This is a genomic window from Muricauda brasiliensis (genome assembly GCF_003057865.1).
Classification (GTDB): domain Bacteria; phylum Bacteroidota; class Bacteroidia; order Flavobacteriales; family Flavobacteriaceae; genus Flagellimonas; species Flagellimonas chongwuensis.
Genome location: NZ_QBTW01000019.1, coordinates 1 through 12,247, shown reverse-complemented (window position 1 = coordinate 12,247; position 12,247 = coordinate 1). Strand labels below are relative to the sequence as shown.

Annotated in this window: 8 protein-coding genes; 1 reads left to right on the top strand and 7 read right to left on the bottom strand. The window is 42.3% G+C overall.

The window, feature by feature from the left end; translation table 11 throughout:
• Positions 1–29: 29 nt before the first annotated feature.
• Genes DCK90_RS14795 through DCK90_RS14780 form a run of 4 tightly spaced genes read right to left on the bottom strand, consistent with a single transcriptional unit; the run spans position 30 to position 5,159 of the window.
• Positions 30–2,018, bottom strand: coding sequence for a protein-disulfide reductase DsbD family protein (locus DCK90_RS14795; protein ID WP_108246986.1), 1,989 nt, complete (start codon positions 2,016–2,018; stop codon positions 30–32).
• Complete coding sequence (tilS, locus tag DCK90_RS14790; protein WP_108246985.1) at positions 2,006–3,313, bottom strand: tRNA lysidine(34) synthetase TilS; 1,308 nt, start codon at positions 3,311–3,313, stop codon at positions 2,006–2,008. The genes DCK90_RS14795 and tilS overlap by 13 nt, the downstream gene beginning before the upstream one ends.
• A gap of 22 nt (positions 3,314–3,335) precedes the next feature.
• A complete protein-coding gene (locus DCK90_RS14785; RefSeq protein WP_108246984.1) occupies positions 3,336–4,619 on the bottom strand; it encodes an anthranilate synthase component I family protein in 1,284 nt (427 codons plus the stop codon).
• A 3-nt stretch (positions 4,620–4,622) separates the two neighbouring features.
• Positions 4,623–5,159 (bottom strand): NADPH-dependent FMN reductase, encoded by a 537-nt coding sequence (locus DCK90_RS14780; protein WP_108246983.1) that lies wholly within the window; start codon positions 5,157–5,159, stop codon positions 4,623–4,625.
• A 131-nt stretch (positions 5,160–5,290) separates the two neighbouring features.
• Between DCK90_RS14780 and DCK90_RS14775 the strand changes: the two genes are divergently transcribed.
• Positions 5,291–6,487: a heparan-alpha-glucosaminide N-acetyltransferase domain-containing protein gene (locus DCK90_RS14775; RefSeq protein WP_108246982.1), complete on the top strand. Its 1,197-nt coding sequence runs from the start codon at positions 5,291–5,293 to the stop codon at positions 6,485–6,487.
• Between the two features lie 58 nt (positions 6,488–6,545).
• On the opposite strand, the gene lpdA is transcribed toward DCK90_RS14775, so the two are convergent.
• From lpdA to DCK90_RS14755, 3 genes are all read right to left on the bottom strand, one after another.
• Positions 6,546–7,949 carry a dihydrolipoyl dehydrogenase gene (gene lpdA, locus DCK90_RS14770; protein WP_108246981.1) on the bottom strand — a complete coding sequence of 468 codons (1,404 nt, stop codon included), beginning with the start codon at positions 7,947–7,949 and terminating at the stop codon, positions 6,546–6,548.
• 530 nt (positions 7,950–8,479) lie between these two features.
• Entirely contained in the window at positions 8,480–10,012 is a 1,533-nt protein-coding gene (locus tag DCK90_RS14765) for a BspA family leucine-rich repeat surface protein (RefSeq protein ID WP_108246980.1), read from the bottom strand.
• 595 nt (positions 10,013–10,607) lie between these two features.
• Positions 10,608–12,164: a BspA family leucine-rich repeat surface protein gene (locus DCK90_RS14755; RefSeq protein ID WP_159075856.1), complete on the bottom strand. Its 1,557-nt coding sequence runs from the start codon at positions 12,162–12,164 to the stop codon at positions 10,608–10,610.
• Between the last annotated feature and the right edge of the window lie 83 nt (positions 12,165–12,247).

Below are 12,247 nucleotides of genomic sequence, written 5' to 3'. Positions count from 1 at the left end.
GACTTAAAAAAGATGTTGACAAATATCAACTACTTGTTCATAGATAAATGGTGCTTTTCCAAGCCTGACTTCAACCATTTCTCATACGTTTCAACATCAACATATTGGACTGCTTCATTGAGAATTTCAAGATTTGGGGAAAGCAGTACATAGTAAGGTTGCGAAGCAGCATTAAAATTGATGGTTTGGAAAGTCCCCCATTTTTGGCCAATCGTCTGGATGGATTTCACCCGTCCAGAGTCGTATTTAAAGTCAAATTGCTCTGCTTCGGGAAGTTCCTTTCTATCGTCCACATAGAGAGAAATCAATACATAATCTTCCTTTAGAATGGGGTAAATATTGGAATCACTCCATACATTTTCCTCCATTTTTCTACAATTTACACAGGCCCAACCAGTAAAATCCAACAAAATGGGTTTGTTCACCTCTTGTGCATATGACACACCTTCTTCAAAATCCTTATAGCAATCCAATCCAAGCGGACAATCACTTTCTGTTTCCACTACGCTGTAAAAACTAGGGGGAGGGAAACCGCTTAATAATTTTAGATTACTGACATTGAAAATTCCAAGAACCAAATAAACGGTAAAGGTAAAACTGAGGACACCTATTGTTTTTCTTGCCGGAGACAGGTTCTTTTTGGGTCCATCATGCGGGAACCTAAAGATCCCGAACAGATAAAGCGTCATCAAAACAAATAGCACTACCCAGATGCCTACAAAGATTTCTCTTTTAAAAATGCCCCAATTTCCGACCAGATCTGCGTTGGACAGGAATTTGAAGGCCAAAGCCAGTTCCAAGAACCCAAGCACCACTTTTACGGTCGTCATCCATCCGCCAGATTTTGGCAATGAGTTCAACCAAGCCGGAAACATGGCGAACAAGGCGAACGGAAGCGCCAAAGCCAGACCAAAACCTACCATTCCGGAGGTTAGATTGGTAGCCACATTACCCTCTGCCAATGTTGTACTTCCTAAAAGCCCGCCCAAAATAGGGCCTGTGCAGGAAAATGATACGATTGCCAATGTCAAGGCCATAAAAAAGATGCCCAATCCCCCTCCTACTTTGGAAGAAGCTGAATCCATTTTATTGGCCCAAGAACTGGGCAATGTCAGTTCATAATAACCGAAGAATGAAAAGGCAAAGAATACAAAAATGATAAAGAAGAACACGTTCAACCAGATATTGGTCGCAATGGTGTTCAAAATTTGTGAGTCTACCGAATTGAACAAATGGAAAGGTAAACTCAACAAGAAATAAATCAAAACGATAAAGAAACCGTAGAGCAAGGCGTTTGCTATTCCCTTGGATTTATTTTGGGTCTGCTTGGTGAAAAAAGACACTGTCAACGGAATCATAGGAAAAACGCATGGTGTCAACAATGCTATCAAACCACCGATAAAACCTAATCCAAAAATCATCCATAGGTTAGATTTTCCTTCAGAATCCGTAACTCCGTTTTGATTTAAAAGGTTTTTGTTTTTTAAATCTACCTTAAGTGATTTTCCCAAGGCAACGCTGCGTTCGTCCAGATTAGCCTCTTCAGCCACAAACCCTGTTCCGTCCAAAGAAATTTGGAATAGTTCGTCAACAGGGATGCAAACCTCCTTGCAAATTTGGTAGAACAAGTTCACTGAAATCTGGTTGACTTCAGGGTTTAATAATTTGATTTTTTGAGTGAATATGGCCTCTTTCTTAAAGAAAGTCTCGTCCACCTCAAAAATATCGCTATATTCTTTTAGGGTCTCGCTCTCCTCTGTTTTACCAATGAGTTCGTAATCATCACCTGCTTTTTCAAAGGTAAACTCACTGGGCAAAGAACCGTTTTCATCCGTATACTGGGAATAGACATGCCAGCCGTCCATAATTTTGGCCTTGAACACCAATTCGTATTCGGTGTCGGACAGCTTATTTACCTCATGGCTCCAAACGGCAGGATTCTTGTCCGTTTGGGCAAATACACCCAGATTAAACACCAATAATCCTAAAAAGAGAAGCGATAATTTTATGTTAGCCATGTAATCTTTACTATTTTTCTGGTCGATTCCTCAACCTTGAATCGTTCATCGGCTCTTCTGCCCACAATCCAGACTATATCATTGCCGGAGCAGAGCAACCATTGCTTTTCCTTAGAAATCAGGTCCATCTTTTCATCCTTAAAAAATTTGGAGAGCTTTTTCTTGCCCTTCATTCCAAATGGATAAAAATAGTCGCCTTTTTCCCAGTTTCTTAACACCAACGGAAAGTTTAACTTTTCCTTATCCAAAAATACGACATTTTGTCCCTGTTTTTCAAAGGATTCCACCTCTTCTAACTGTATTTTAATGGGCAATTCACCTGAAGCTTTATTCAAATGAATGTAATACGTTCCTTTAATTTCAGGTGCGATTTCGGCAAGAATCAAATAATCTCTATCCTTAAGCAGTCGATGTGTATTGGAAAAAACCTGTTTGCCACTCTCTGCGGTCAATAAATCCTTAACGTCGTTCCATTCAATAAACCCATACCCATTCAATAATCCATACAAATAAGCATCCAAAGGCTGCAGTTTTTGCAGCTCGGAAATTTTGATTTCTATATCATCATTTCTTTGTTGAAACAATCTTGACTTCAACTCATTTAAATGGTTGTTTGCCAAATCATTGGTTTGACCCAAATGATGTTGTGTGTTGAGAAAATTTTGTAAAAAAGACGGAGACAATCCCTTTAAAATGGGAACAACGTTATGGCGTATTTTATTACGAAGGTATTTCGTACTCGCGTTACTGCTGTCCTCCCTCCATTGAATACTTTCTGACTTTGCATATTCCATAATCTCGTTCCTGGAAAAGGGCAACAACGGTCGAACAATATTCCCATTTACTTCAGGAATGCCTGAAAGTCCTTCTATTCCGGTTCCCCGGGAAAGGTTGATGAGAAAAGTCTCCAAACTGTCATCTGCATGGTGGGCAGTCAGTACATAATCGTACTCTATGGCCTGTAACAGTTCCTCAAACCATTTGTAACGTAATTCCCGTGCTGCCATCTGCACTGATAAACGTTGCTCCTTTGCATAATGCTCGGTATCAAACTGTTTTACATAAACATTAATCTCAAATTTAGAGGCCAACTCACGTACAAAATGCTCATCGCCATCACTTTCGCTGCCCCGCAAAGAAAAATTACAATGGACCAATGCAAAATCCAAATCCGAAGCGTCGCACAAATGTGCCAATACTACGCTATCAAGGCCAGCACTGCAGGCCAACAACAACTTTTCTCCCTGAAGAAAACAAAGAGAACTCGCAATGTGCTGTTTGAATTTTTGGACCATGATGCGAATTTACGAATAAACCTTAGTCCGTCTCTAAAACCATCCGCATGGCTTTGGCTTTCAACAGACATTCCTCATACTCCTTTTCTGGGTCGGATTTAGCCGTAATGGCACTACCAACGGAAAAGGAAACATACCTTTTGCTTGCATTGTACAAAATACTGCGAATTACCACATTGAAATCAAAATCACCATTTGGTGAAAAGTAACCTACAGCCCCGCTGTATAGACCTCGTTTAGTTTCCTCCAACTCCTCGATAATCTTCATCGCAGAAATCTTTGGAGCTCCGGTCATACTGCCCATGGGAAAGGTTTCCTTGATTAATCCCAAAGAATTTTTGTCCATTGCAACTTTTGAAACTATTGTGGAAATAAGTTGATGTACTTGCTTAAAAGTGTGTGGCTTACAAAGTTGTTCTACTTGCACCGAACCCTTTATTGCACTCTTGGACAAATCATTACGGACCAAATCGGTGATCATAATATTTTCGGAGCGTTCTTTTGCATCTTGGGCTAACTCTTTTTTGATTCTTTCGTCTTCTCGTTCATCAATTCCTCTCCTTGCAGTTCCTTTTATAGGTTGCGATATCACCTTTTGCCCCTGCTTTTTTAAATACCGTTCTGGTGAGGCACACATCAGATAGTTATCATTGAAGTGTGCAAAAGCGGCAAACGGTGGTTCCGATATGTCATTCAACTTTTGGTAGGTTTGCCATGGATCTATGGTAGCATCTTCGGCATAAAACTCTTGACAAAAATTGGCTTCATAAATATCGCCACGGTGAATATGCTCCAAAAACCGATGGGCCTTATCAAAATACGCATCCTTGTGAATCCTCATTTTTATTTTGATAGGGTCTTGCGGTTCAGATGGGGTTGGTGCAGCAGTAAAACTGCTGATTTCTATATAATCCTCTTCAATTTCCTGAGACACTCCATTCAAGTAACTGAAATGGAGTTCATCATCCTTAATCTGGATAACTTTTACCGGTTGAAAAAACTGTACTTCCGGAAATTCGAGACCGTCAAAATTAGTTGAGGACAAGTCCTCCAACTCGTTCTTTACATCGTAGGAAAAGTAACCAAACAGCCAATCCTTTTCATTTTCTAAATAAGTGCGGAGCGTTTTAGTGGTTTCAAACTTTTTAGATACGCCAACCGCTAAACAGACTTCAAAACTGGAATATTGGTCTTGATGGGAATTGCTGTCCAGCCAAACGGCCGTATCAAATTGTTTGGACCACCAAAAAAGTGCCTCTTTACTTTGTAAAAAGGATTTTATCTTAAAAGAGCGATGTGTCCGCAATGGTTATGAGTTTAACGAATCCAAAAATGTACTCAGCGCCTGTTGGTGTTCCATTCGAAGGGTTTCATCCAAAATGCCCTCATCACCAAAATTTTCATAAAAGGATGGCAATGAAAAGCTTGCCGTTATTTCCGCACCAAATCTTGTCAACATGCCATCAATCACAGTAAAAGAACCTTTTGCACCACGCCTGCCGCCCGATGTGGACATCAAAAACACTTTGGTGCCTTCCAAAAAATTCCGGTCCATTCGGGATAGCCAATCCAGTACATTCTTAAAATATGCCGATGGGTTTCCGTTATGCTCGTTCACGGACAATATTAATCCATCCGCACTGTTGATTTCCGCCTTCAACTTCATCAAGTCTGCTGAATAGCCTTCTGCTCTTTCCAAATCCTCGCTGAACATTGGAAAGACCCGTTCTGCCATGTTTATGAGTTGAATATCATGCTGTTGAACTAAGGAAACGGTATATTTTACCAGTTTAAAATTGATAGAAGTGGAAGAATTGCTCCCCGCTAATGCCAAAATTGCAGCCATATAATGGAATTGTTGATTGTTTCGCTAAAATACCGCAATTGGAAGTTAGATGCGACTATTTTGCATATTTTTGGTGCGACCAACATCCAAAGTACTTGCTAAACAAGTATATAGGGTGAATCGATTCTAAAATGACGGTAAAGACAAACAGACTATTTTTTGTGGACGCCATGCGTGCATGGGCTATTTTGATGATGCTGCAAGGGCATTTTATAGATGGTCTGTTGGACCCCGTTTTTAGAGATACCAGCAACACAGCCTACAACATCTGGTTGTATTTTAGGGGAATTACGGCTCCCGTGTTCTTTACGGTTTCCGGTTTTATTTTCACCTACTTACTGATTCGCGTTCCGCAAAACGGCATAGAAAACCCAAGGGTTTCCAAAGGAATCCGACGCGGTTTACAGCTATTACTCATTGGATATTTACTACGGATGAACCTTGGCGGGCTGTTCAAAGGCGAAATTTACGATTCGTTTTATTTAGTGGATGTGCTCCATTGTATTGGGCTATCTATTTTGGGCCTAATCGGCATCTATGTGCTGACTGCCAAAAAGAAAGCCTATGTTTTCCCGACTGTTCTTGTCCTCATCACTTTGGTGCTTTTCCTTTTTGAAAGAGTTTATAAAGATTGGTCCTATCCCTTTTTGCCCGACTTTTTGGCGAATTATTTGACGAAGGCCAACGGGTCTGTATTTACCATAATCCCGTGGTTTGGCTACACGACGATTGGGGCATTTATATCCGTGCTATTTACTAGGTTTAAAAATTATAGGTATTTGTATCCTGCAGCCATTTCCATTGCCTTGGCCGTTGGTTATATTTTGATTTATCAATCGTCCAATTTCTTTGAGTTCCTTTACGAAAGTACCGGATTGAACTTTCTTGGACTGCTCCTTACCAATAACTACCTATTTATTCGACTGGGCAATGTTTTTGTTGTTTTTGCCGTATTTATGATACTCCGTCAGCTAATGACTAACAAAACGGTATTAAAAATCGGGGCAAGCACTTTATCCATCTACGTGATTCACTTTGTTATCCTTTACGGCAGTTTTACAGGGTTGGGGCTATATCGGTTCTTTAACCACTCGCTATCCCCTGCCATTGTGATTCCAGGAGCATTGGCATTTATGATTGTTTGCACTTGGTTGGCCCTTCAATACAACAAGTACGAATTGGGCATCAAAACACAGATTTCTTCAGGTCTTGCGTTCATCAAAACCCAGGCAATCGAACTAAAGGAATTATCCATACCAGTACTTCGTGAAGTTTTTATACGTATTCGTATTTTCTTGAGGCGCATTTTTCGTACCGTACGGAGCTAAAAAAAGCATCCAATCCGCAGACTGAATGCTTTGCTATAAATTCATTTTGATTTTCTATTTACACATGCAATGCCCTATCATCCGTAGCGGCCAATGCAGCTTCCTTAACGGCTTCGGCAAAGGTCGGGTGCGCATGGCTCATACGCGAAATATCCTCTGCAGATGCCCTGAATTCCATCGCGGTAACGCCTTCGGCGATCAAATCGGCACAACGGGCGCCGATCATGTGGATACCCAATACCTCATCGGTGTTTTTGTCGGCCAAGATTTTTACAAAGCCATCCAAATCCATACTGGCGCGGGATCTTCCCAACGCTCTCATGGGGAACTGACCTGATTTGTATTCCACGCCTTCTTCCTTCAATTGCTCCTCCGTTTTGCCCACAGCGGCAACTTCCGGCCAAGTGTAAACAACACCCGGAATCAAATTATAATCGATGTGTGGTTTCTGACCTGCCAACAGTTCCGCCACCATGGTACCTTCTTCCTCAGCTTTGTGGGCCAACATGGCTCCTTTTACCACATCACCTATGGCGTAAATGTTGGATACATTGGTCTGTAGGTGTTCGTTCACCTCTACTCTGCCCCTATCATCCAATTTTACACCGGCGGCTTCGGCGTTCAATCCATCGGTATATGGTTTCCGGCCAACGCTTACCAAGCAATAATCACCTTTAATAGTGACCTCTTCTCCTTTTTTATCGTCGGCTTTTACGATGACCTCATCGCCTTTACGCTCTACGGATTTCACTTTATGGGAAAGGTTGAACTTCACCTTTTGCTTTTTCATCACTTTGGTGAGTTCTTTGGACAATGCACCGTCCATTCCTGGAATAATTCGGTCCATGAACTCCACTACGGTAACATCGGCCCCTAGTCTTTTATAAACTTGGCCCAATTCCAATCCGATTACACCACCTCCGATAACGATCAGGTGTTTTGGAATTTCCTTCAATTTTAAGGCTTCCGTGGACGTGATTACACGCTCCTTATCAATCTCGATAAATGGCAAGGATGATGGTTTGGAGCCAGTTGCTATAATCGTATTTTTAGCTTCAATGGTCTCTTCGCCATCCTCTTTTGCAATGTTGATGTGCGTGGCATCCTTAAAGCTTCCGACACCGTGATAAACATCTATTTTGTTCTTGTCCATCAAAAACTCGATGCCCTTGGTAGTCTGGTCCACAACGCCTTGCTTGCGGGCTATCATTTGCTCCAAGTTTACTTTTATTTCACCTGGAATATCGATACCGTGTTCCTCAAAGTGCTTTACGGCATCCTCATAGTGGTGTGATGAGTCCAAAAGCGCCTTAGATGGGATACAGCCTACGTTAAGGCAAGTTCCGCCAAGGGTGGCATACTTTTCTATAATTGCGGTTTTCATTCCCAATTGGGCACATCGAATGGCCGCCACATAGCCTCCTGGTCCAGAGCCGATAATGGCTACATCATATTGATTCATATTGTAATAATTGTAAGGATAATTGCTAAAAAACTGTGTTTTTGTAAAAACAAGTGTAAAAATACGAATGTTTTTCGGGACAGTACCAAGGAATTATGTAGGATTGTCAGTGATATGAACAAAGGGGAAAGTGTGAAGGGTTAAAAGGATTATTGGATTGTTCGATTATTTGATTGTTGACTGTGTACTGCCTACTGATTATATTCTGAACTGGACCCTGAGCTGAGTCGAAGGGACATGGTGGTCGTTATTCCGTGAGTGCGAAGGTTAATGGGTTCTCGACTGCGCTCGAACTGACAATTGACAACTGTTAACTGCCTACTGATTATTGTATTCTGAACCGGGCCCTGAGCAGAGTCGAAGGGCAGTGATCAATATATATTGATAGAGATAATAGATTCTCGACTGCGCTCGAACTGACAATTGACAACTGTTTATTGTTAATTTTAGACTGATCTATCATTCCCAAAAACAAAAAGCACCGGAAACCAATTGGCTTCCGATGCTTTTACAAAAAAATAATTGATAAATTAAAGGCAATTAGGGTCAAAACCATCATCATTAATGGTCCATGAAAAATCGTCAACCAATACAGTTTTACCAGCGGAGGTACAATATGTCAAACCTGTTGCTCCCAAGGTAATGTTTAACGGAACTTGTGTTTCACCTTCATCCAATACGCTCCATCCCAGCAACGTATTTTCATAGTTAACAGTACTCATTCCGCTATTGGTCAACATCAATCCCATCTGTTCTACATTACTTATATCCCAGCTTTCAAGGTTTTGGTTAAAAGATAATGCTCCTCCAAACATACCTTCCATAGTGGTTACATTACTTGTATCCCAACCACTTATATCGTTGTTGAACAATTCTGCCTCATAAAACATTGCCAACATATCCGTTACATTTGAAGTATCCCATTCACTCAGGTCCCCATTGAACGAAGTCGCCACAGCAAACATATAGGACATGTTCGTAACGTTGCTAGTAATCCAATCGCTAATGTCGCCATTAAAGCTAGTAGCTTCTGCGAACATATGGGACAAATTGGTCACCTCGGAAAGGTCTGGCATATCGGTGGCATTGTAAACCATATTGGCACATGAGGCAAAGGCATAAGATAAATCTTGCCATACATTATTTCCCCATTGGTCCATACTGGATAGCTTTAAAGCATTCTGGTTCTCCGGCCCAACTACGAACCAAGGCATTTCCCCATATATGGCTACAGAATAAGCTCCTGCACTACTGTACGTATGGATTACCTCTCCATTTGCTGGAAACGCATCTGCTGTATTAATAGTCTCAACGGTACCATCGCCCCAGTTTACAACAAAATTATAGGCGTAATCATCTGATAAGTAAAAGCTTACATCTTCCTCATCATTCTCTGTTTTCCAAGTGGTCACAAAAGCAGCTTTATCTTTGGGGTCGGCTTCTGCAACATCCTCAACGGTTATGGTAATGGTGGCATCCACGGTATCCTCGCCATTGGTAACGCTTACCGTAATAATGTGTGAGGTCGCTGTTTCAAAATCCAGCAGTTTGCCTTGGGCCAAAGTAAGCATTCCCGTATTGGAGATGGCAAACAGTTCGCTGTCTGTAATGCTAAAGGTCAAGGTGTTGCCACCTGCTCCCGTTATCGTTACTTGGCCTATCTCATCGGAATCGGTAAAATCCTCGGAGGCCGTAAATTCTTGGTCGGCCATTTCCAAGGTTTCCGTATTCACCGTAAAGGTATCGGTGCTGGTAGCGGTTTCATCATCGACGGTCACGGTAATCTTGGAAGTGATGGCTCCTACCGGTACATGTACCACAATTTTAGTGGGCGTAGTGTTGCTGACATTGGCAGCTACCGTACCGAACATTACCTCGTTGTCCGCGGCAGTGGCGGAGAAGTTGGTTCCCGTAATCGTGACTTCGGTGTACACTGTACCCGATTTAGGTGTAAAATCGGTTATCGTTGGTTTACTGGATGCCGGTGGCGGACCTGGACTATCATCCTTTGCACAGGACGATATTATGGCCATAATTGCTAGGGTAAAAAGCAGTTTTTTCATAATAATTTCTTTTTTAAGGTTTAAAATTCACGGCAAATTCGGGAGTTATGCTGAGTTTTTCGGCCACCAATTGACCAATGCCCTATTTGGATTGACGGATGATGGGTTTGGGTTGATGGGGGTTACGGGTGAAGGATTGAAAGGTGAAGGGTTAAGGGGTTAAGGGGTTAAGGGGTTAATGGATTATTGGATGGTTGAATGATTAGAAGTATGGACCCTGAGCGTAGTCGAAGGGGCATGGTTGTTCGTTATTCGTTATTGGTTGATTGGACTATTAGATTGTTCGATTTTTGGACGGGTCGATTGTTAGTAGTCATCTTGACGCGAATTCCACGAATTTTCACTAATTGAATGCCGGGCCCTGAGCCGGGTCGAAGGAAATTCAGATTCTATGGTGTAGAGGTAATTGGCAAAGGGTTCTCGACTGCGCTCGAACTGACAAGTGATAATTATTGACTGCCAACTGCCCACAGATCTCTGACTTCTGACTTCTGACTTCTGACTTCTGACTTCTGACTTCTGACTTCTAAAAAACAAAAACCGGAAGAGCACTTGGCCCTCCCGGTTAGTTCTATTACATATTGCAAGTGCTATGTTAATTGCACTCTGCTTCTACATTTATTGCCCCTTGCAAATTCCATTCATAGCTCGCTACCAAATCAGTAGCTGCCTCAAAGGCGGTCAAACCGCAAAGGGTTAATCCCTCTGTCCCCAATGTTACTTCCAACGGTCCATTATTATCGTCGACAAAACCATGCCAACCAATAATGGTAGCGTTAAAATTTTCCTTGGACATTCCACTATTGTCCAACATATTGGCCATAGTTGTAATACTGCCAATGTCCCAACTGCCCAGATCTTGATCAAAAGATGTCGCACTATGGAACATACCGCCCATATTTATTACACTGGAAACATTCCAACCACTGATATCCACATTAAAGGAAGTGGCTCCTTTGAACATATTCTGCATATCATTTACCTCGGCCGTATTCCAAGCACTTATGTCCCCATTAAAGGAAGCAGCATTGAAAAACATATATTGCATTTCGATGACATTGGAAGTTTCCCATCCACTGATATCCCCATCAAAAGATGTTGCGCCACTAAACATGGATTCCATATTGGCGACATTGGTTAAATCCGGAGCAGCGGAAGCATTATACACCATATTTTCTGCCTTTGAAAAGGCATATCCCATGGTTTTCCATTGTATACTCCCCCATTGTTCAATGCTGGTTATTTTTTCTCCTGTCGTAGCAGTATAAATGTTACCTGTTACAATAGCAGGGAAGTTTCCTTTGATAGCTACCGTATATGTACCTGCCGTTTCATAGATATGTGCAAACTTTGTCGGATTTGATTCGGTTATTTCCTCTACCGTACCGTCTCCCCAATCTATAATGAAATCATAATCGTATTCAGGATTTGCCCCGACAATCACTTCCCCATCATCAACCTCTGTTTTCCAAGTAGTGACAAAAGAGGCAGGGTCATCTACAATGTTCTCATACACATCTTCCACGGTTATGGTAATGGTAGCCTCTACGGTCTCCTCGCCATCGGTAACGCTTACGGTAATGCTGTGCGAGACCGCTGTTTCAAAGTCCAAGGTCTTGCCTTCGGCCAAGGTGAGCACTCCACTTTCAGAAACGGCAAACAGGTCATTGTCGTTTGCTGTAAGTTCAAAGGTAAGTGTATCATCCTCGTCCGGATCTGTAGCCGCCACTTGGCCAATTTCGTTAGCCTCGGTAATGTCCTCGGAGGCCATAAACTCTTGGTCGGCCATTTCGGGGGCTTGGTTCTGGGTTTCGGTGCTTACCGTAAAGTTATCGGTACTTGTGACGGTCTCGCCATCCACGGTAACGGAAATCTTGCCCGTTATGGCCCCGGTAGGTACAGCTATCTTGAGCTGGGTGGTGCTGGCTGTGTTCACGGTGGCGGTAGTGCTTCCAAATTTGACCACATTGTCGGCCTTGGTGGTGGAGAAATTCGTCCCGGTGATGGTCACCTCAGTGCCCACTGGGCCCGTTTTGGGCGTAAAGTCGTTTATCGTGGGCGTGGTGGATGCCGGTGGTGTACTCGGACTATCGTCCTTTCCGCAGGACCAGAGCATGGCCACAACAACTACTGAAAAAAGTATCTTTTTCATAATCATTAGTTTTTATTGATTAAACATTCTGGCAAATTCGGGAGTTTCTACAAGGTTTTAGTCCACCAATTGACGTATGCCCC